This is a genomic window from Runella sp. R5_40 (assembly GCF_057652295.1).
In genome coordinates this window covers 1-19,129 of record NZ_JBYFCH010000025.1, presented here as the reverse complement: position 1 = coordinate 19,129, position 19,129 = coordinate 1, and the positions used below count along the sequence as shown (strand labels likewise).

Below are 19,129 nucleotides of genomic sequence, written 5' to 3'. Positions count from 1 at the left end.
TTTTTCTTGTTCCACTAATTACGACACAAAAGTACAAGCTATACATTCGTTGCTTTGGCTTAGATTAATACTTTCTGATACTATTTTGGTCAAAATCAGGCCGCGTCTTTGTTATACTTATTTTTGTAATCAATGGGCGACAGTCCCGTCACTTTTTTAAATACATCTCTAAATGCCTTCGTATCAGAATACCCTACATCGTACATCACTTCGTTGACTGTTTTACGGGTGAGTTCAAACTGCTTCTTGGCGACTTCGATTTTCACGCGTTGCAGGTATTCTACCACGGTATTGTTGGTTGCCTTCTTAAATCGCCGTTCAAACGTCCTACGGCCAATCCCAAAGTTGTCTGAGAGGTCATCCACCGTAATTTTATCTTGGTAATTGGTTTCTATAAAGTCTTGTACTTTCTTTATTTCGAGGTCTTCGTGCATTTTTTGTCCCTTAAAAATGCTAAACGGCGATTGGCTATCGAGCCCAATATCAAGTACAAAAAACTTGGCTGCCAAAATAGCCATCTCGCGACCTGCGTATTTTTCTACCAAGTGCAACAGCAAATTCCAATATGAATGTGCTCCCCCGCTCGAATACAGGCCATTGTGTTCCACAATGATTTTGTCGTCGGTGAGGGTAACGTCGGGAAACATTCGTCGAAATTCGTTGGCAAAAAGCCAATGCGTCGAGCATGATTTACCGTTTAGCAGCCCCGTCGAGGCCAACAAAAACGCCCCTAAACACAAACTCGCTACTTCGGCGCCACGTTTGTGGTGGTCAACAATCCACGGCAGCAGTGCCTGATTTCGCTCCAAGGCGTGTTCGATATGCCCACTGATCGCGGGTACAATGATGAGGTCAGTTTTGGGGAGTTCGCTGATGACCGCGTCGCAATGAATAGAAATTAGGCCATCGTTGAGCCGCACTTCTTTGGTCATACCCACCAATTGCACATTGAACAGCGGGGGGCGTCCTTGACCTTTGATAAATTCATTGACGGCTGTAAACATATACCGTGGGTCAACGATAGCCGCAGATACGGCCGTTTCGGGCACTAAAATCGAGACGTGTTTCATGGTCAAAGTTTTTTACAAAAGTACGAGCCACCAATGTCGGAATCAACCCCTCAGATTGTCGTTTTTACACAGCTTTGGTCACAGATTCCGTCTGTACTTTTGCAGTATCAATTTATCGCACAACACCCATGAAAACATCCCCTCTTTCCATTAATCTTTGGTTCAACGGCAATGCCGAAGAAGCCGTCGCATTTTATACAGCCATTTTTACTACCTCAAGCGTCGGGCGCATTACCCGTTCTGGAGACCAAGTACTCGCCATTGGCTTTGAACTAAATGGGCAACCCTTTGTAGCGCTCAACGGCGGCCCGCAGTTTAGTTTTAGTGAAGCTATTTCGTTCATCGTCAATGGCGAAACGCAGGACGAAATCGACTACTACTGGGAAAAATTATCGGCTGACGCTGACCCAAACGCCCAACAGTGCGGCTGGCTCAAAGATAAGTTTGGAGTTTCTTGGCAAATTGTTCCTACTCAGCTTAGCGAAATGCTTGGTAGCCCTGACCCACAACAAGCCCAACGGGTCTTAAACGCCTTGCTTGGAATGAAAAAAATAGATATTGCTCAATTGAAAGCTGCTTCGGAAAATTAAAAACTAACTACCATGGACACTCGTTTTTTCAGTAATGATATTCCAGCATTTTGTGTAACTGCGACTTCTTTTCCCGATGGTGTGCTAGCTGCCCACCAAACGCTACATTCAGCAATTCCATTTAGTACCCATCGTCGCTATTTCGGAATATCGTATGCTCAGCACCTTGGGAAAATTATCTACAAAGCAGCAGCAGAACAACTTACACCCGAAGAACCACTTTTGACTGGTTTTGAGGCTTTTATTATCCCCAAAGGATATTACTTAAGTATCTTTATCCCCCAATTTCGCAGCAATATCGCTGCTATTGGAGAGGCTTTTCAACAGTTATTAACCGACCCCCGCCTCGACCCTAATGGTTTTTGTCTTGAGCAATATGAAGGGGACGATGACGTGTACTGTATGGTAAAATTGATTTCCGAGCCATGATACAGCTTACACCTTACCTCAACTTTGAGGGAAATTGCCGCGAAGCCATGCTGTACTACCAACAGTGTTTAGGAGGAGAACTACGGCTACAACCCGTGGCAGAGTCGCCGATGTCGGCCCAAATGCCCGCCGAAACTGGAAACCAAATCTTACACGCCGTCTTGGAGAAAGAAGGCAAAATTTTACTTTTGGCCTCAGATATGCTTGGTAATAAACGGGTTGGAGGAAATTCAATCACTCTTTCTATTTATTTTCAGCAGCTCGACGAAACACAAGTTGCCTTTGAAAAATTAGCCCAAAACGGAGTAGTTACTCAACCTCTCCATCAAACGTTTTGGGGAGCAACGCTCGGAATGCTTACCGATAAATTTGGCAATCACTGGATATTTCACTTTTCTAAACACCCCAACTTATGAGCCCTAAAGCCCTAAAAATCAGCTACTGGACCACTACAATTATTTTTGTTTTGTTTATGACAATGGATGGCATTGGCGGAGTTACCCAACAAAAAGATGGACAAGAAGCCTTTAAAATGCTCGGCTACCCAATGTACCTTCTACTTATCGTAGGTTCGGCCAAACTTCTCGGCGTCATAGGCTTATTGCAAACCTATTCGTCCATCGTGAAAGAATGGGCGTATGCAGGTTTTACCTTCAATTTCATCTGCGCTGCCCTTTCGTGGGCGTTTGTGGGTGAGCATACGGCTTTTGCCATTTTCCCGTTGGTAGTACTTGCCATTATGGCCACCAACTACTACCTCTGGAAACGTTACCTTACTCTTCATTGACCCAATTCTCCCGCCGATTTTACGTATTCTCGGGGCGTCAGTTTGGTGATTTGTTTAAACTGACGGTTGAAATTGGATAAGTTGCTGTACCCACATTCAAAGGCAATTTCGCTGACACTTTTGGTGGAGTCTTTGAGCAAACGACACGCGTGCTCAATGCGGACTTCGCTCAATAGTTCCGAAAATGTTTTGCGCGTGTGGGTACGCAAAAAACGACAAAAAGCAGGCGAAGTCAAATTAGCGACATTGGCCACGTCCTCCAGCGTGATGGGGTCGGCGTAATGTCCTAAGATAAAATTGAAGACGTTTTCTAACCGCTGTTGGTCCACGGGCTGCTTCGGTTTTCGGTACGATGCCCCTGCCAAAAGTTCGTAGTCTTGCGACAACGTCAGGAAATCAAGGAAGGTCAGTAAGGCCGTAAATTGTTCAAAAGAACGTTTTTGGGCTATTTGCTCAAACTGATTTGTGACGTCAGTAGGCTGCCCAAACCGCAGCCGCACCCCGCGTTTTGCGTCTTGTAAGATGGCGTGAATGTGCCGTAACTCTGGCGTTTTTTCAAAAAATTGCAAGAAAAACTCTTCTCTAAAAAAAAACGTACACGCCTTGATTTGTAACTGTGCGTTTCGCTCAAAATAGGCAGGGTCGCTGAGGAGGACGTGCGGCACATCGGCACCCAACAACAGCAAATCCAACGGCTGAAAACGGTCGATGCGGTCGCCCACTACCAGCGTACCCGTTCCTTCCAAAATGAGAGTCAACTGAAATTCGGGGTGAAAATGGAGTCGTTCATAAAAATGCGCCCCTTCGTCCACCTGCACCCGAAACGAGCGGTCGTCCACGGTCGGAACTCGAAATAGAAGTGCTTTCATTTGCCAAGCGAATAAGTGACCAACACGGGTAAATGATCAGACGCGGTGGGTTCGTCCAATACCTTATATTCTACGACTTTAAAAGGAGCTGACTGGTGCGTCCAAAAATAATCAATGCGTTTTCCATTGCCTGGGTACGTGGCTTGGACTGAGTTTGCCCCTGCGTCGTTCCAATATTTGGTCAAAGCCTCCAGCGTGTGATTGTCGGCAGTAGCGTTAAAATCTCCCCCCAAAATCACGGGATAAATGCTATTTTGGAGGTTTTCGTTGATAATCGCCGCCTGTAAACCACGATTCAAAGCCGATTTGTGGTCGAGGTGGGTGTTGCAAAATCGAATAGATTTCCCTTCCGATAAAGGTACCAATGCACACATCAAAATGCGCTGTTCGGTGGAATCAGGGTTAGGTAACTTTAATTTTTGAACGTGCTCAATCGGCCTTTTTGACAATATTCCCAAGCCGTACTTTCCTCCTTGCAAATCTATCGCGGCCGAAAAGGCCGAATGATAATCAGAAAGAAGCGACAAAATCCGCATCTGATTCAACTTCCCCGACCGAGGCACTACGCTGTCTATCTCCTGCAACGCCACAAAATCAGGTTGGTACTCTTTCACCAATTCCACTACTCGCGTCAGGTTGGTTTTACCCACGTTATTTTCGCCGTGGTGAATGTTAAACGTCATCACTTTTAGGGTCATGGGCTTTGCGGCAAGCTTTGCTTTGTTTTTTTGAGCCTCCACACCTGCCAGACTTCCCCAGCAAATCAATAAATAAAGACTATATTTGAGAACTTTCACCGTTAGTATCTTTACCATTTATAACAGAAAAAACGTTAGTAATTCAACAAAAATACAACCTCTGCTGTGAAAACAAAGTATCTGCTTCTTTTCCTCTTCCTGACGTTCAGTCTGGCCATTCAAGCCCAAGTTTCTCGCATAGACAGCACTACGGCTTTGCTCAAAAAGTATCAGTTTTCGCACCTTAAACCGATTGTAGTAGGCGCCAACGGCAGGTATTATTACGGCGGTGTTCGTCTGCGTAGCAATTATTCCTTAGAAATCCCTTTTGGCGAGCTCGACGACCCCGAGGTGAATCATTATTTTAAAAGTGCACGCGTCATCCGAACGGTCGGTACGGTGGTGTCGGTGCTTCCTACCATTTATTATTTGCTTGAAGGCGGTTCGGCCAACGTAAGCCGTCGGACCTTTTGGGCTACTTACCTTGCCTCCATCGGCGTATCGCTAACGGCCAATATCATTTCTACGTTAAAAATTCGCCGAGCAGTCAGTGTCTATAATACCCGTTTAGCACAACCCAGAATTGGCCTTTCGCTGCAAAATACGCCCTTATCTCGGCCCGCAGTAGGTTTTGGAATCGCTTGGAACATGTGACACGTGAGAAAAGGCACTCATATCCTTTCCCCTTTTTCGGCGTCAAAAGCGGGTTTTGAGAAACCCTTGGCACAACACGTGAGAAAGGATACTCATATCCTTTCCCTTTTTTCGAGCACTGGGCGGGTTTTGAGAAACCCTTGGCACATTACGTGAGAAAGGATACTCATATCCTTTCCCCTTTTTCGGCGTCAAAAGCGGGTTTTGAGAAACCCTTGGCACAACACGTGAGAAAGGATACTCATATCCTTTCCCCTTTTTCGGCGTCAAAAGCGGGTTTTGAGAAACCCTTGGCACGGGCACGGATGCGCTGGGCTACGTACAGTCCTGCCACAACGAGTGCTGTTCCTACAAACGTATGCCAAGAAAGAGGTTCTCCCAGAAAAAAAGAAGAGTACGTAAACCCAAAAACGGGACAAAGGAAAAGCCACATCGAAGCCCGCACGGCATCTAAGCGAAGTAGATAAAACCACAACTGCAACGAAATGACGGAAACAGGGACAATCAACCAGCCTACTGCTCCCCAAAACTGCGCATCCCAGCGGGTATGTTCCCAATCGGCAAAATAAACCGTAAAAGGCAATAACATAATTCCCCCTAACATTACTTGCCAACCATTGATAAGCACGTTGGGTAATCGCCACGAGATGCGGGCATAATACACACTCGCAGCCGATACCGACACAATTCCTGCCATCAAAATAGCTAATCCTCGGGTTGTAGCAAAGCTATTCTGGAGCAAAGGCCATGTGGCCAACCCCGCTCCCGAAAGTCCCAACACAACCCCTAGGGCTTCGTTCCACTTGAGACTGCGCTGTAACCATATTGCTGATAACACAATGACAAACAACGGCCCAGTAGCCGTGGATAAACTTCCGATGCCCGCCGATACTTCGCGCATCGAAAGCACAAAGGCACTCAAATATAACGTTGTATTGAACAGGGCAAAAATCGCCAATTGACCCCATTCACGCCCTCGTGGAAGTGTTTTTTCGCTATTGGCAAAGGTATATCCAAAGGTCAACATAAGCGTACCTGCCAGCAAAAACCGAACATTGGCCAAAATGAGCGGGTCGGCCGAACGAATTCCAAATTTCGTTGCCACGGAAGCTGATGCCCAAAGCATCGCAAAAAGAATTCCTATGAGTGTATTTTTCATTGGTGGAACTTTCCGAAAGTTCAAACTTTCGAAAAGTTGTTAAGGTCGTTGTATTTATCGACAGTTTTTCTTCCGTTCGGAGGCTGCTTCCGCGTCGCCAATGGCTTCTCCTTTTTGCCACGTACGGCAGGCTTCGTCCTTTTGGTTGTTATCTGCTTGGGCTTTGCCTAACCAAAAATGAATTTGGTCGGTCGAAGGGTTTTGGTCATACGCTTTTTTCAATTCAACCAATGCCTCTACTTTATTGCCCGTTTGCATCCAGTACAACCCCAAATTGCGGTGTGCGTAACTGTTTTGAGGGTCTTTTTCCAAAGCACGTTCAACCAACTTTCTCGCCTCTTCTGTTTTTTTCTGTAAAAGTAAGATGTAGCCTTTATTATTAAGGTAAATGGGATTGACAGGGTCAAAATCCAAGGCGCGTTCTACCATTTTCACGGCTTGGTCGAGTTGGTTTTGCCGCGCAAAAATCAATGCCAAATTATTGTACGCAAGTTGTTGTTGTGAATCAAGTTTGAGGGCTTTTTCAAAATCAACTTGGGCAGATTTAAAGTCTTTTTTTTCAAAATACGCTACGCCTCGGTTGACCAGTGCCTGTACGTTGGTTGCTTTCAATGCTACGGCGCGGTCATATTCTGCCAACGCTTGGTCATAATAACCTTGATTAAATTTCAAATCACCCCAGCGGAGGTAATAATTGGTGGAGTCTTGGTAATTCTTACGAATTTGTTCGAGGTCTGCAGCTGCCTGAGTAAACTCTTTACGATCCACCAACGCCCCCGCCCGATTAAAATACGCCTCGTCGAGTTTTTTATCGAGTTCAATGGCTTTGTTAAAATCTTCCAATGCCTTTTCCGTTTCTCCGACATGCAAATAAGCAATACCTCGGTTACAAAACGCATCGGCCATATCGCCTTGCTTTAGAATCGCTTCGTCATAGTAGCGAATCGCCTCGGCATACTCTCTTTTTTCAAGTTTAAGATTTCCTTTCAAAAAAAACTGAGCAGCCTCCGTTTGGCTTTGTTCGGAGCAGCCCACCCAACTTATCGCAAAAAAAATACAGAGCATAATGCTCCAGCGAAACCCTTTCATTTTATACAATATCATCACAAAAAGTGGCTTAGTGAGAAAAAAAGAGACTTTTGGCTACAAAGATACAGGCTTCTAACGTGCCTAGCATTTGAAATAAAAAAAATACCAAAATTAAAATTCCTTAATTAGACATACCTTTTTGGCACAGTTATTGTCTATCAATAGTCAGCAACATTATGGAATACAACCACTTAAACTCAGCTTATCGACACCACTTTACAAACTAAAACAGCGTCATTTTCGTTTTATTTGTAACAGATTCTATTACTAGAATAATGCAAAAAGCCATGATAAGTAACCAACAAAATATACCAACAAACACGCACGAAGAGTGGCAGAAGTCCATTCCTGCGCAGGTATTCTTGAACCATTTTCGTAGTATAGACTACTACATCCGCCACACCACCCCATTAGAAGAGGTTCGCCAATTAAGTACCCTTCAACGCTTCAATCCCAAACGAGAAGGAGCACGCGTAGGTGCCGCAAAAAAATGGTTATTGCACGCATGGAGCGCCGAATATACGCTCCGAACCGCCGCCAATCACGCCGACGAAAACTACCAAAAGCACTCCCTCCACTGGACGTTTCCGCAAGCCTACTATAGTGTCTTGTACGGAGCCAAAGCGTTTTTAGCCATCCAAGGAATCGACGTGCCGATTGAAGCCGTCGTGGGGCAAATTATTAACGGGTACGTTGCCAAAGGTTGGTATCCTGAATCCATTGGATTTTATGTCGATGGGCCGCTAGGACACTATACCTATCATCAATTACCGCAAACTACCGAGCCAGCATTGCTCCAACCGCTCGAAACGCCGAAACAAGCCGAAGCGCACATTGCTCAGTTTTTAAAGACAACGCGTGACTTACGCTTACGGGCTTACCGCCGCCGTTTACAAGCAAACCCCGAAAAAGCATTGCGCTCAAAAACGGGAAAAATTATCACCAAATTTGGGGCAACACACTGGGAGGAAATCGCCAAACACACGGGGCCAACAACCTACTTTGACCTCATGAGTCGGTTGAAAATTTCGGGCACCCAGCGAGAAATTGAGCGTTTTGTGGAAGCCGACATCGACGTGCCTAAGTTTCATCAGTCATTGCTCAATATTGTGAAATACCTCAACTTTATCCACGAATGTTATGTGGCCAAAGTAATGGGCTTAAAAGCCTATCAACAGTGGATTGAGGAATTGCCTTCGTACTTACGTCAGAGTTTCCTTCAACAGCGTTACGAAAACGGAATTATCCCCATTGTAAGTGCTGTGACCAAATTCTGAGCCATCACGAGGTTTTGAGAAACCTCCTTCGTGGATTTGAGAATCCACGAGCACGGCAAACGTGTGTGGTTGGGTACTCATACCCAACCCAGCGGTTTCTCAAAACCGCGTGAAGCAAAAACCTGAGCCATCACAAGGATTTGAGAATCCACGAGCACTAAAAAACCTCCCGAAAGTTCTAACTTTCGGGAGGTTGGTATTAAAAAACATCATCACCTGTGTGGTTGGGTACTCATACCCAACCCAGCGGTTTCTCCAAACCGCGTGAATCAAAAACCTAAGACATCACGAGGTTTTGGGAAACCGCTTTCGTGGATTTGAGAATCCACGAGCACTAAAAAACATCGTCATCATCTTCGTCCTCATCGGGACCCGAAAACATACTGCTCAACAAGTCTTTGAAATGCAGTCCACGGTCCAGCATCTGCTTACCAATGAGCGAGTGTTCGGCCATACCGTGCAGGGCAAACTCCATCATAAATAGTTTTTCTTCCCGACTCAAGCCACGGTGAAAATCATCCACCAAATCATCTAATCCTTCAATTGTCTTTAAACGGGCTTCGTATTCGCGGTTGGTGAGTTCGCTCAAAATATCCATTTCGTTTTCCCCAAACCACTGTTGCACTTTTTGGAATGGATTCTTCGCTCCCTTTCTCTTTTTTAGAGATTCGGGATTGGGAAAATACGTCAAAAACTGCGTACGAATCGCCTTTCCAATCAGGTTTTGCGCCACAATAACAGGGCCTTCTACTTCGCCTTCATAGACCAATTCTACTTTTCCACAAATGGCAGGTACAGCTCCGTACAAATCCGAAATACGCACGTACGTTTCTTTTTCACCGTTGAGCAACACCCGACGTTCGGCTGCCGAAAGTAAGTTTTCAAAAGCCGCAATCGTCAAACGCGCCGACACCCCACTTTTCGAATCCACGTACTCACTGTCGCGGGCTTCAAAGGCAATTTGCTCCACCAAGTCTTTCAGAATTTCGTTGACTTTGACCATGCCTTTTTGCTCGGTTTTCACCACCGCTTCTTGCGCCGTAATTTTCTTCCCGATTTCAAGCGTTTTCGGATAGTGCGTCACAATTTGGCTGTCAATACGGTCTTTCAACGGCGTCACAATACTCCCGCGATTGGTATAATCTTCGGGGTTTGCCGTAAAAACAAACTGGATATCAAGGGGAAGACGCAGTTTAAAGCCACGAATTTGGATATCGCCTTCCTGCAAAATATTAAACAATGACACCTGAATACGAGCCTGTAAATCAGGCAATTCATTGATAACAAAAATACAACGGTGCGAGCGCGGAATGAGTCCGAAGTGGATCACGCGTTCGTCCGAATAAGGCAATTTGAGCGTTGCAGCTTTGATGGGGTCAACGTCCCCAATAAGATCAGCTACCGATACGTCGGGCGTGGCTAGTTTTTCAGCATATCGCTCCTGACGGTGTACCCACGCAATCGGTGTGTGGTCGCCTTTCTCATCCACAAGGTCGCGCGCAAAACGTGAGAGCGGCTGCAACGGGTCGTCGTTTAGTTCCGAGCCTGCCACCACAGGAATGTATTCATCGAGCAAATTAACCATCAACCGCGCAATGCGGGTTTTGGCCTGTCCACGAAGCCCTAAAAGGTTGATATGGTGCATCGACAAAATAGCCCGTTCGACGTCGGGGATAACGGTATCTTCATACCCCCAAATGCCAGGAAAAACAGATTCTTTGGCCCGTAATTTCTCAATAAGGTTATCTCTTAATTCTTGCTTAATAGATTTGGGCTGATAGCCCGCAGCTTTCAGTTCGCCAAGCGTGTGGAGTTGGAGAAGCTGTTTAGGCTTTAAATCGCGGTAGGCCATACGTTCTAAAGATTGGTTTGTTTCAATAGATAAGTAACAGCCATCGTATTTGAATAGTTTTGGCGCACGGTTTAAAGTTTTTAAATTCGAAGAACTATAGTACCTTTGTATCAACAGTACTCGCCACGCTAAAGTCTTCCAAGACTGCGTACCAGGGCGAGTCTTTTGTTTTTATACCCTTTCGGTTCTTCTCTTCACCTCTATTATTTTTGGTTTTTCTAAACCCCTAGCTTCGGTTTTTATCTTATTTTTCGATGTATTTTACTTATGATTTACGATAAAAATGCCCTAACAATAGAACAACACATCGCTCAATTAAAGGAAAGAGGATTAACATTTAATGACGAAGACTATGCCAAGCATTACCTTTCTCAGGTAAGCTACTACCGCCTTGCAGGATACTGGTGGCCGATGCAGAGTAACAAAGAAACCCACCTCTTTAAATCAAATAGTAAGTTTGAGGACGTAGTACATTTGTACAATTTTGACCGAGAATTGAGAATTATTCTCTTTGATGCCATTGAAAAAATTGAAATTAGTTTGAGAACCAAACTAATCTATCACCTGTCTCATGAGTTTGACCCTTGGTGGTTCCAAAATACCGCAATTTTTCAAGATACAGGGGCGCTTATCGAAACGTTAGCAAGCATCAAAGAGGAACTAGATCGTTCAAAAGACATTTTCATTAAAGAGCACAAGAAAAAGTACAAAGATGATTCAAGGCTTCCCCCAGCTTGGAAAACGCTTGAATTAACCAGTTTTGGTTCGTTATCTAAACTTTATGGAAATTTAAAAAACACTGTTCGCGCAAAAGACACTATTGCCCAAGAACTGGGGGCTGTCAATCATACTTACTTACCTAGCTGGTTACAATCAATCGCTCAAATTCGGAATTACTGCGCTCATCATAGCCGTTTGTGGAACAGAAATTTACCAGGAACGCCTAAAATATTACCACGTCCTCCGCACAAGTGGGTCAATGACGTTCCCTCTGATACTCAAAAATTGTATTTACACTTGTGTATTATGAGGTACTTACTGAACCTAATCGCTCCTGAAAATTCTTTTTCTACCAAACTGCGCGATTTGTTCAACAAATACCCCTCTGTCGATCCTAATGCCTTAGGGATGAAGCCCCATTGGCAAGATGAACCTTTGTGGCAATTGTAGCAACCTAGGTCATGTTTTTTCGTTACTTTTATGGCTTCGTATGATGGTCTCATACACAAACATTCATTTAGATATTTTACTACTATTTCTGTTACGCTGTGTCTTCAAAAACCTTTTTCTGCATTGATGCCCACACCTGCGGCAACCCTGTGCGCTTAGTCGCAGGCGGCGGTCCTTTATTGGAAGGACGCAACATGAGCGAAAAACGCCAGCACTTTCTCCGTGAATACGATTGGATTCGCAAAGGGTTGATGTTTGAGCCACGCGGCCACGATATGATGTCGGGCAGTATTTTATACCCACCTCACGACCCCGAAAATGACGTTGCGGTGCTTTTTATCGAAACCAGCGGCTGCCTCCCCATGTGTGGGCACGGCACGATTGGCACCATCACCATTGCCATCGAACATGGGCTTATCCAACCCAAAACCCCTGGCATCGTTCGGATGGAAGCACCTGCGGGCTTGGTACTTATCAGCTACGAACAAGTAGGTAACAAAGTAAAATGGGTAAAATTGGTAAATGTCCCTTCGTACCTAGCTGCCGAAGGCATTGAAGTAGAATGTCCTGATTTGGGAATGTTAAAGATGGACGTGGCCTACGGCGGGAACTTCTACGCCATCGTGGATGTACAAGAAAATTTCCCTGGATTAGAGCATTTCAAAGCCGAGCAGCTCGTCGGTTGGGCACGGGTTTTGCGTCAACGTATCAACGAAAAATACAGCTTCGTACACCCCAACGACCCTACAATCAATGGCCTGAGCCATATCGAGTGGACAGGGGCGGTCATTGACCCTACCTCATCGGCTCGAAATGCGGTTTTCTACGGCGACAAAGCGATTGACCGTTCTCCTTGTGGTACAGGCACCTCTGCCCGTATGGCGCAGTGGGCGGCGCAAGGGAAACTCAAAAAAGGAGATACGTTTATCCACGAAAGCATCATTGGAAGCAAGTTCATTGGCACGGTAGAAAACACGGCCAAGGTGGGTGATTTTGAAGCCATTGTGCCTGGCATTCAAGGTTGGGCCAAAGTATATGGCCTCAATACCATCACCATCGACGACGAAGACGACCCGTACGCACACGGGTTTCAGGTGATTTAAGTTCAGTTAACAGTTATCGGTTAACCGTTAATTGTGTTGATTATTAGGAGATTAATAATACTATTATGCACCTGATACTTAAAACAATTAACGATTAACCGCTTAGGCGGACTGCGTCAGTACCCCGAACCTATTACTATTATTCAGGCGTTACGTAGGCCGCTGTGATACCTCCATCTACAAGGAATTCAGTACCAGTTACGTACGAAGATTCGTCCGAAGCTAAATACAAAACAGCGTACGCCATTTCTTTCGCTTCGCCAAAACGTCCCATTGGAATATGTACCAAACGGCGTTGTTTTTTCTCTTCAGTACTCAAAAATTTCATCAACAACTCTGTGCGAAGTGGTCCTGGGCAAAGGGCATTTACGCGTATGTTTTCACGAGCGTGAATCACTGCCAACTCACGGCTCATCGAAAGAACCGCCCCTTTACTTGCCGTATAGGCTACTTGTGGCGTAGCTGCACCCAACAAGGCCACAAACGAAGCTGTATTGATGATGCTTCCTCCGCCCGCACGACGAAGCGCAGGAATGGCGTATTTACACCCAAAGAATACCCCTTTTACGTTGATATTCATGGTCAAGTCCCAAACTGATTCTTCGGTCGTAACGGCGTTGTCGTCGTCGCTGTGCATGATACCTGCGTTGTTGAAAACAACATTCAACTTTCCGAATGTTTGTTCAGCCACCGCCACCATGTTTTCACAGTCCGCCGCTTTCGACACGTCGGCACGTACATAGACCGCTTGTCCGCCTTGGGCTTTGATGAGGTCAGCCGTTTCCTGTCCTGCCGCGTCATTGACATCGGCTACAACAACTGCTGCTCCTTCTTTGGCAAACAACAATGCCGTCTCACGGCCAATTCCGCTACTTCCTCCAGTAATAAGGGCTACTTTGTCTTTTAAGCGCATGTTTTTAGAAATGTAATTATGAATTTAGATTGGTGTTATTAAAGTCTCATCTCTTTGGGAATCATTCCCATAAATGCTTTATAGACCCGTACAACTCCCTCAGGTGCGGGGTGTTTGGGGTCTCCCCAGCTTACTTTATGTTCTTTTTTTCCTTTTTTGTAAATCAGGAAATACGAAATACGGCTCGGATGCTGAAATGTTATTTTTTCAAAATTAATGTCTTTCAACGATTGAAACGCCGTAGCTACATTTTTGGGTGTTTGTCCGCCCAATACCTCCAATTCTTTGGCGGAATTGATACGGCGATAAATCCCTCCGTCTTCCAACAAGCGGTATTCTTTTTCCAAATTTCCGATGCTTTGGCCCACAATCAACTGCTGCCCTTCATACGTAAAAGGATGTTTTGACACGGCAAAGGGTGTCGGTCTCGGTGACGTTTCTTGTCCCAAAACCACTGAACTTACCCCCACAATCAAAATGACTAGAATCAATAACTGCTTCATACATTTAGCTAAGTTTCAATTCCTCCAACGCTAACCAAGTCATTAAGCCTGGGCCAATTTCCAATGCCGATTCGTCAATGTCAAACGTAGGCGTATGTACGCCCGAAACAATCCCTCTTGCTTCGTTGCGCGTTCCTAAACGGTAAAAACAAGCATCGGTTACTTGCGAATAAAAGGCAAAATCTTCGCCTGCCAACCACAAATCGAGGTCAATCACGTTCTCGGCTCCCATGTACGACACCGCCGCTGCTTTGGTACGACGCGTGAGTTCGGGGTGGTTTTTGAGGAATGGATAACCTTTACGCACTTCTACGTCGCAGCTTCCGCCCATGGCTTCGGCCAATCCTTGCGCAATTTTGGTAATGCGCTTCCAGCCTTCTTCACGCCATTCTTCATCCATGCAACGGAACGTACCTTCTATATATACTTCGTTAGGAATGACGTTGGTCGCGCCGTTGGCAATCACTTTTCCAAACGACAACACCGACGGCGCGGCGGGTTTACGGTTGCGGCTAATGACTTGTTGCAACCCAACAATGACGTGCGACGCAATCAACACGGGGTCGATAAGCGTATCGGGCATCGCACCGTGGCCGCCTTTTCCTTTGACGGTCAAGTACAATTCATCCGTACTGGCCATGTACATGCCTTCACGGAAACCAATTTTTCCTACGGGAATATTGGGCGCAACGTGTTGTCCTAGAATACTCGCTGGACTAGGATTTTGAAGCACTCCTTCTTTGATCATCAACGAGGCTCCTCCAGGAATTTTTTCTTCGCCAGGTTGGAAAATCAACTTTACCGACCCTTCAAATTCGTCGCGGAGTTCGTGCAAAATACGCGCTGTTGCCAACAACGACGACGTATGCACATCGTGCCCACAAGCGTGCATCACACCAGGGTTTTGTGATTTATAAGGAACGTCGTTTGCTTCAACAATCGGAAGGGCGTCCATATCGGCCCGAAGCGCCACCACTCGGCTACTTGGGTTGCGGCCTTCAACAAGGGCAACTACCCCCGTTGCAGCGACCCCTTCTTGGGGCGTAATTCCTATTTGTTTCAATTCATTGGCCACAAATTTTGCCGTATTGTACTCTTGAAACGATAACTCTGGATTGGTATGTAAGTAATGTCGGTTAGCCACGGTAGCGGCGGCGTAGGCCTTCGACAAGGCTTTGATTTTTTCTAACATGGTAATTAGTCTTAACTTTGACCAGACAAAACTACAAAATAGAACATCGGAAGACGCAAATACGGGCGATTTTCGCAGATAAATTCTATTTTTCTATACGCTGACGCATGAAAATCGGACTATTCTTCGGCTCATTTAATCCCATTCACATGGGGCACCTTATCATTGCCAATACCATGGCCACGGCGACCGACCTCGAACAAATATGGTTTGTGGTTTCGCCCCAAAATCCGTTCAAAAAAAACAAGAGTCTGCTGCACGAGTTTGACCGCTTTGACATGGTGGACCGCGCGATTTCGGACAACTCTAAATTAAAAGTAACCGACATCGAATTTTCAATGCCTCGGCCGAGCTATACCATTGATACTCTGACCAAATTGCAAGAAAAATTCCCGCAGCATACCTTCAAATTAATCATCGGGGAAGACAATTTAGCGCAATTTAAGAACTGGAAAAACCACGAAGCCATCCTTCAATATTATGGTTTATACGTTTATCCACGCCCAAATTCGGCTCCTCACGAATTTGGCAATCACCCTGCCGTACAATTCATTTCGGCTCCGCTACTCGACATATCCGCAACATATATTCGTGATTGTATCAAAAACAATCGTTCTATTCGGTACATGGTGCCCGACATTGTCGAAGAAATGATTTCAAGGAAGAAATTTTATATTTGACAATATGCTTTGAAATACATTACTTTGCAGCGATTTTGAACCAAACTTCTCACAAAAATGTCAGAGATTGCAAGCAAAGTAAAACAGATTATTGTTGACAAATTAGGCGTAGATGCAGCCGAAGTGACTGATGAAGCAAGCTTCACAAACGATCTTGGTGCGGATTCGCTTGACACGGTAGAATTGATCATGGAATTCGAAAAAGAATTCAACGTATCAATTCCTGATGACCAAGCTGAAAACATCGGCACTGTAGGTCAAGCAGTAAAATACCTCGAAGAAAACGTCAAATAAGCATATTTTTTGTAACTTATAGATCCATTTTATGATTCTAAAGCGAGTGGTAGTGACAGGTATGGGTGCGTTGACTCCCATCGGTAACACACTATCGGAATACAAGGAAGGGTTGTTTAACGGTGTCAGCGGAGCTGGCCCAATCACCCGATTTGATGCGACCAAATTCAAAACCCGCTTCGCTTGCGAAGTGAAGGGACTTGACATGGCCCAGTTTATTCCTCGTCAAGAAGCTCGTAAAATGGATCTTTTTACACAATTTGCTGTCGTCGTTGGCGATGAGGCGGTAAAAGATAGCGGGCTAGACCTTGAAAAGGAAAATCTCGACCGTGCTGGCGTTATTTGGGGTTCAGGAATTGGAGGTCTTAAAACGTTTGAGGAAGAAGTGCTTTCTTTTGGGAAAGGCGACGGTACTCCTCGTTTTAATCCATTCTTTATCCCTAAAATGATTGCCGATAGCGCTTCGGGGATTCTTTCGATGCGTCACGGATTCCGTGGGCCTACTTACGTAACCGTTTCGGCCTGTGCGTCTTCTAACAACGCTATCATCGACGCTTTTAACTACATTCGTTTGGGCAAAATTGATTTTTGCTTGACAGGTGGGTCAGAAGCAGCCGTTACGCAAGCAGGCGTGGGTGGATTCAACTCCCTCAAAGCCCTTTCGGAACGTAACGACGATTATTTAACGGCATCTCGCCCCTATGACCAAGACCGCGACGGTTTTGTGTTGGGCGAAGGCGGTGCAGGATTGATTCTCGAAGATTATGACCATGCGATTGCCCGTGGAGCTAAAATCTACGCGGAACTTATCGGTGGTGGTATGTCTTCGGACGCGTATCACATCACTGCTCCCCACCCTGATGGTATCGGCGCTTACTTGTGCATGAAAAATGCCCTTGAGGACGCTGGTATCAACCCTGAGGACGTGGACTATGTAAATACCCACGGAACATCGACACCGATTGGAGACCCTCAAGAAATTAAAGCGATTGAACGACTTTTTGGAGAACATGCGTACAAACTCAACATTAGCTCAACCAAATCAATGATTGGGCACTTGTTGGGCGGAGCAGGAGCGGTAGAAGCGGTGGCATCGATTCTGGCTATTCAGCACGGAATTATCCCACCAACCATCAACCACTTTACGGATGACCCAGACATCAATCCTCGCTTAAACTTGACATTCAATAAAGCGCAAGAACGCGAAGTGAAAATTGCACTTAGCAACACTTTTGGCTTCGGTGGACATAATACTTGCGTCATATTTCGTAAATTTGAAGGATAAAATTCATCCCAATTGCCTACGGTATTAAATCCCATAATTGATTTCTTCAAGCCTGGGAACTTATCCCCAGATAAGAAGTTTAAAAAGGCCGTGGAGCTAATCATCGGCGCAAAACCTTCTAATATAGAGGTTTACCAGTTAGCTTTTCGCCATACTTCCGCGTCTAAGGAGACGTCGATTAAGGGATTTAGAGAATCGAACGAGCGCCTTGAGTACCTCGGCGATTCGGTGTTGGGCATGGTCATTGCGGAATATCTCTTCAAAAAATTTCCTTACAAAGACGAAGGATTCCTTACTGAAATTCGCTCACGCATCGTAAATCGTGAGACGCTCAATGGCATTGCCCGTAAAATTGGGCTCGACCGTCTGATTGAATTTGACGGCAACCGTCGGGGAATGCCACCCAACTCTTCTATGTATGGCGATGCCCTTGAGGCACTCGTCGGAGCGGTATATTTGGACAAAGGATTTCGGTTTACCAAGAAATTCATCACCAAGGAGCTCCTCACCCACTACGACCTAGACGCGCTTATCAATAACAACGCCAACTTCAAGAGTCGCCTTATCGAATGGGCGCAACGCGAAGGCAAAGAAGTGCGTTTTTCGATTGTCCAAGAAAATGGCAGCCGTCACTTCCGCGAGTTTATTTCACAAGTTACCCTCGATGGCGAAGTTTTCGCAACGGGCAACGGCTATTCTAAGAAAAAAGCCGAACAGTCCGCCGCCGAAAAAGCTTGCGAGATTTTGGAATTGAAATAAGGGACGGACACGAGATTGGTACTCGTGCAGGCTATTTCATTGTATAAAGGCTAGAAGCCTTGGAATAAGCGACACAAGCGGCGACGCTCGCGCCATCGGTAACGACTACTGATATGGTACTATATCGCATGAAAAAATATTTCATTTACCTTATCATTTCCCTATTCTGCTTCACATTAATGAGTTGTAATCAGCAACGCACGAAAGCTACGTTTAGTGAGTCTGATACTACTCAAATCCTGCAAGTTGTTCTTACTGATTATCAGCTGGAATCTTCGCTAAATGGGTTCAAACAACAACAACTCAAAATAGTCCAAAACAAAACCATTTCGAAACAATATAACGTTTATAAAAACGGGAAACTGGTTTTACTAAGTGCCATTGACTCGCAAATGAAACCCTCCTGAATCCGTACAAACCTGCTTTTTACTTGGAAGTCACTAAACTCAAAATGGTAGCCCCAAATGAAGCCACGGTATTTTTTAGGTTTAAAGGTACTGGCTTAACATTTTCAGCTAATTTAAAGAAGCAAACCAATGGTTCTTGGGAAATAGTAAGCTCGGCAATTGGGTATATCTAGTAAAACTTACAGCATGAAAATAGTTATCTTTCTCTCTATCAGTTTATTGATGATTCAAAACTTGTCAGCCCGATAAAAAACTGGACACAAGTTAAGGGAAAACCTAACTTGTAGTCAATATGAGCAAACATCGTAAA

The 19,129-nt window shown here is 45.2% G+C and carries 21 protein-coding genes; 12 read left to right on the top strand and 9 right to left on the bottom strand.

Annotated elements, in window-relative coordinates:
- Positions 1–95: 95 nt before the first annotated feature.
- The gene (locus tag AC23N5_RS27095) at positions 96–1,070 is read right to left on the bottom strand and encodes a GlxA family transcriptional regulator (RefSeq protein ID WP_487757939.1); all 975 of its coding nucleotides are present in this window, start codon (positions 1,068–1,070) and stop codon (positions 96–98) included.
- Positions 1,071–1,198: 128 nt separating this feature from the next.
- Here AC23N5_RS27095 and AC23N5_RS27090 point away from each other — a divergent pair, with 128 nt between their 5' ends.
- From AC23N5_RS27090 to AC23N5_RS27075, 4 genes are read left to right on the top strand one after another with little or no spacing between them, the layout of a single operon-like run.
- Positions 1,199–1,660 (top strand): VOC family protein, encoded by a 462-nt coding sequence (locus tag AC23N5_RS27090; RefSeq protein ID WP_183975111.1) that lies wholly within the window; start codon positions 1,199–1,201, stop codon positions 1,658–1,660.
- Positions 1,661–1,672: 12 nt separating this feature from the next.
- Entirely contained in the window at positions 1,673–2,089 is a 417-nt protein-coding gene (locus tag AC23N5_RS27085) for a transcriptional regulator (RefSeq protein ID WP_487757938.1), read from the top strand.
- Positions 2,086–2,505 carry a VOC family protein gene (locus tag AC23N5_RS27080; RefSeq protein WP_487757937.1) on the top strand — a complete coding sequence of 140 codons (420 nt, stop codon included), beginning with the start codon at positions 2,086–2,088 and terminating at the stop codon, positions 2,503–2,505. Before AC23N5_RS27085 ends, AC23N5_RS27080 begins: the two co-directional genes overlap by 4 nt.
- The gene (locus AC23N5_RS27075; RefSeq protein ID WP_487757936.1) at positions 2,502–2,876 is read left to right on the top strand and encodes a DoxX family protein; all 375 of its coding nucleotides are present in this window, start codon (positions 2,502–2,504) and stop codon (positions 2,874–2,876) included. Before AC23N5_RS27080 ends, AC23N5_RS27075 begins: the two co-directional genes overlap by 4 nt.
- Here the strand turns inward: AC23N5_RS27075 and AC23N5_RS27070 are convergent.
- Together AC23N5_RS27070 and AC23N5_RS27065 are read right to left on the bottom strand one after the other, a co-directional pair.
- Entirely contained in the window at positions 2,870–3,745 is an 876-nt protein-coding gene (locus AC23N5_RS27070; protein WP_487757935.1) for an AraC family transcriptional regulator, read from the bottom strand. The two genes, AC23N5_RS27075 and AC23N5_RS27070, sit on opposite strands and share 7 nt — an antisense overlap.
- The gene (locus tag AC23N5_RS27065; RefSeq protein WP_487757934.1) at positions 3,742–4,560 is read right to left on the bottom strand and encodes an endonuclease/exonuclease/phosphatase family protein; all 819 of its coding nucleotides are present in this window, start codon (positions 4,558–4,560) and stop codon (positions 3,742–3,744) included. The genes AC23N5_RS27070 and AC23N5_RS27065 overlap by 4 nt, the downstream gene beginning before the upstream one ends.
- A 48-nt stretch (positions 4,561–4,608) precedes the next feature.
- Between AC23N5_RS27065 and AC23N5_RS27060 the strand changes: the two genes are divergently transcribed.
- The gene (locus AC23N5_RS27060) at positions 4,609–5,136 is read left to right on the top strand and encodes a hypothetical protein (protein WP_487757933.1); all 528 of its coding nucleotides are present in this window, start codon (positions 4,609–4,611) and stop codon (positions 5,134–5,136) included.
- 241 nt (positions 5,137–5,377) lie between these two features.
- Here AC23N5_RS27060 and AC23N5_RS27055 read toward each other — a convergent pair whose 3' ends face one another.
- Together AC23N5_RS27055 and AC23N5_RS27050 are read right to left on the bottom strand one after the other, a co-directional pair.
- A complete protein-coding gene (locus AC23N5_RS27055) occupies positions 5,378–6,295 on the bottom strand; it encodes a DMT family transporter (RefSeq protein ID WP_487757932.1) in 918 nt (305 codons plus the stop codon).
- A gap of 54 nt (positions 6,296–6,349) precedes the next feature.
- Positions 6,350–7,384, bottom strand: coding sequence for a tetratricopeptide repeat protein (locus AC23N5_RS27050; protein ID WP_487757931.1), 1,035 nt, complete (start codon positions 7,382–7,384; stop codon positions 6,350–6,352).
- A gap of 287 nt (positions 7,385–7,671) precedes the next feature.
- Between AC23N5_RS27050 and AC23N5_RS27045 the strand changes: the two genes are divergently transcribed.
- The gene (locus tag AC23N5_RS27045; RefSeq protein WP_183975128.1) at positions 7,672–8,661 is read left to right on the top strand and encodes a hypothetical protein; all 990 of its coding nucleotides are present in this window, start codon (positions 7,672–7,674) and stop codon (positions 8,659–8,661) included.
- 334 nt (positions 8,662–8,995) lie between these two features.
- Here AC23N5_RS27045 and AC23N5_RS27040 read toward each other — a convergent pair whose 3' ends face one another.
- The gene (locus AC23N5_RS27040; protein ID WP_487757930.1) at positions 8,996–10,513 is read right to left on the bottom strand and encodes a P-loop NTPase family protein; all 1,518 of its coding nucleotides are present in this window, start codon (positions 10,511–10,513) and stop codon (positions 8,996–8,998) included.
- 267 nt (positions 10,514–10,780) lie between these two features.
- Between AC23N5_RS27040 and AC23N5_RS27035 the strand changes: the two genes are divergently transcribed.
- Both AC23N5_RS27035 and AC23N5_RS27030 read left to right on the top strand, forming a co-directional pair.
- On the top strand, positions 10,781–11,683 hold the full coding sequence (locus tag AC23N5_RS27035) for an Abi family protein (protein WP_487757929.1): 903 nt from the start codon (positions 10,781–10,783) through the stop codon (positions 11,681–11,683).
- A gap of 98 nt (positions 11,684–11,781) precedes the next feature.
- The gene (locus tag AC23N5_RS27030) at positions 11,782–12,786 is read left to right on the top strand and encodes a 4-hydroxyproline epimerase (RefSeq protein WP_487757928.1); all 1,005 of its coding nucleotides are present in this window, start codon (positions 11,782–11,784) and stop codon (positions 12,784–12,786) included.
- A 139-nt stretch (positions 12,787–12,925) separates the two neighbouring features.
- Here the strand turns inward: AC23N5_RS27030 and AC23N5_RS27025 are convergent, their stop codons facing one another.
- The 3 genes from AC23N5_RS27025 to AC23N5_RS27015 are packed head-to-tail and all read right to left on the bottom strand — an operon-like array spanning position 12,926 to position 15,394.
- The gene (locus AC23N5_RS27025) at positions 12,926–13,699 is read right to left on the bottom strand and encodes a glucose 1-dehydrogenase (RefSeq protein WP_183975134.1); all 774 of its coding nucleotides are present in this window, start codon (positions 13,697–13,699) and stop codon (positions 12,926–12,928) included.
- A 38-nt stretch (positions 13,700–13,737) separates the two neighbouring features.
- The gene (locus AC23N5_RS27020) at positions 13,738–14,202 is read right to left on the bottom strand and encodes a hypothetical protein (RefSeq protein WP_487757927.1); all 465 of its coding nucleotides are present in this window, start codon (positions 14,200–14,202) and stop codon (positions 13,738–13,740) included.
- Between the two features lie 4 nt (positions 14,203–14,206).
- Complete coding sequence (locus AC23N5_RS27015) at positions 14,207–15,394, bottom strand: M20 metallopeptidase family protein (RefSeq protein WP_183975138.1); 1,188 nt, start codon at positions 15,392–15,394, stop codon at positions 14,207–14,209.
- Positions 15,395–15,501: 107 nt separating this feature from the next.
- Here AC23N5_RS27015 and nadD point away from each other — a divergent pair, with 107 nt between their 5' ends.
- From nadD to rnc, 4 genes are read left to right on the top strand one after another with little or no spacing between them, the layout of a single operon-like run.
- Positions 15,502–16,074, top strand: coding sequence for a nicotinate (nicotinamide) nucleotide adenylyltransferase (gene nadD / locus AC23N5_RS27010; protein WP_122933924.1), 573 nt, complete (start codon positions 15,502–15,504; stop codon positions 16,072–16,074).
- Positions 16,075–16,131: 57 nt separating this feature from the next.
- Entirely contained in the window at positions 16,132–16,368 is a 237-nt protein-coding gene (locus tag AC23N5_RS27005) for an acyl carrier protein (protein WP_028522122.1), read from the top strand.
- 31 nt (positions 16,369–16,399) lie between these two features.
- Positions 16,400–17,653, top strand: coding sequence for a beta-ketoacyl-ACP synthase II (fabF, locus tag AC23N5_RS27000; RefSeq protein ID WP_028522123.1), 1,254 nt, complete (start codon positions 16,400–16,402; stop codon positions 17,651–17,653).
- 12 nt (positions 17,654–17,665) lie between these two features.
- Positions 17,666–18,412, top strand: a complete 747-nt coding sequence (rnc, locus tag AC23N5_RS26995) for a ribonuclease III (RefSeq protein ID WP_028522124.1) — start codon at positions 17,666–17,668, stop codon at positions 18,410–18,412.
- The last annotated feature ends 717 nt before the right edge of the window (positions 18,413–19,129 follow it).

Coding starts and splice junctions, on each gene's coding strand:
- nadD (WP_122933924.1), top strand. CDS start 15,502: ATGAAAATCGGACTATTCTTCGGCTCATTTAATCCCATTCACATGGGG.
- AC23N5_RS27025 (WP_183975134.1), bottom strand. CDS start 13,699: ATGCGCTTAAAAGACAAAGTAGCCCTTATTACTGGAGGAAGTAGCGGA.
- AC23N5_RS27035 (WP_487757929.1), top strand. CDS start 10,781: ATGATTTACGATAAAAATGCCCTAACAATAGAACAACACATCGCTCAA.
- AC23N5_RS27080 (WP_487757937.1), top strand. CDS start 2,086: ATGATACAGCTTACACCTTACCTCAACTTTGAGGGAAATTGCCGCGAA.
- AC23N5_RS27015 (WP_183975138.1), bottom strand. CDS start 15,394: ATGTTAGAAAAAATCAAAGCCTTGTCGAAGGCCTACGCCGCCGCTACC.
- AC23N5_RS27075 (WP_487757936.1), top strand. CDS start 2,502: ATGAGCCCTAAAGCCCTAAAAATCAGCTACTGGACCACTACAATTATT.
- AC23N5_RS27005 (WP_028522122.1), top strand. CDS start 16,132: ATGTCAGAGATTGCAAGCAAAGTAAAACAGATTATTGTTGACAAATTA.
- AC23N5_RS27095 (WP_487757939.1), bottom strand. CDS start 1,070: ATGAAACACGTCTCGATTTTAGTGCCCGAAACGGCCGTATCTGCGGCT.
- AC23N5_RS27050 (WP_487757931.1), bottom strand. CDS start 7,384: ATGAAAGGGTTTCGCTGGAGCATTATGCTCTGTATTTTTTTTGCGATA.
- AC23N5_RS27055 (WP_487757932.1), bottom strand. CDS start 6,295: ATGAAAAATACACTCATAGGAATTCTTTTTGCGATGCTTTGGGCATCA.
- AC23N5_RS27045 (WP_183975128.1), top strand. CDS start 7,672: ATGATAAGTAACCAACAAAATATACCAACAAACACGCACGAAGAGTGG.
- AC23N5_RS27090 (WP_183975111.1), top strand. CDS start 1,199: ATGAAAACATCCCCTCTTTCCATTAATCTTTGGTTCAACGGCAATGCC.
- AC23N5_RS27065 (WP_487757934.1), bottom strand. CDS start 4,560: ATGGTAAAGATACTAACGGTGAAAGTTCTCAAATATAGTCTTTATTTA.
- AC23N5_RS27040 (WP_487757930.1), bottom strand. CDS start 10,513: ATGGCCTACCGCGATTTAAAGCCTAAACAGCTTCTCCAACTCCACACG.
- AC23N5_RS27070 (WP_487757935.1), bottom strand. CDS start 3,745: ATGAAAGCACTTCTATTTCGAGTTCCGACCGTGGACGACCGCTCGTTT.
- AC23N5_RS27085 (WP_487757938.1), top strand. CDS start 1,673: ATGGACACTCGTTTTTTCAGTAATGATATTCCAGCATTTTGTGTAACT.
- AC23N5_RS27020 (WP_487757927.1), bottom strand. CDS start 14,202: ATGAAGCAGTTATTGATTCTAGTCATTTTGATTGTGGGGGTAAGTTCA.
- fabF (WP_028522123.1), top strand. CDS start 16,400: ATGATTCTAAAGCGAGTGGTAGTGACAGGTATGGGTGCGTTGACTCCC.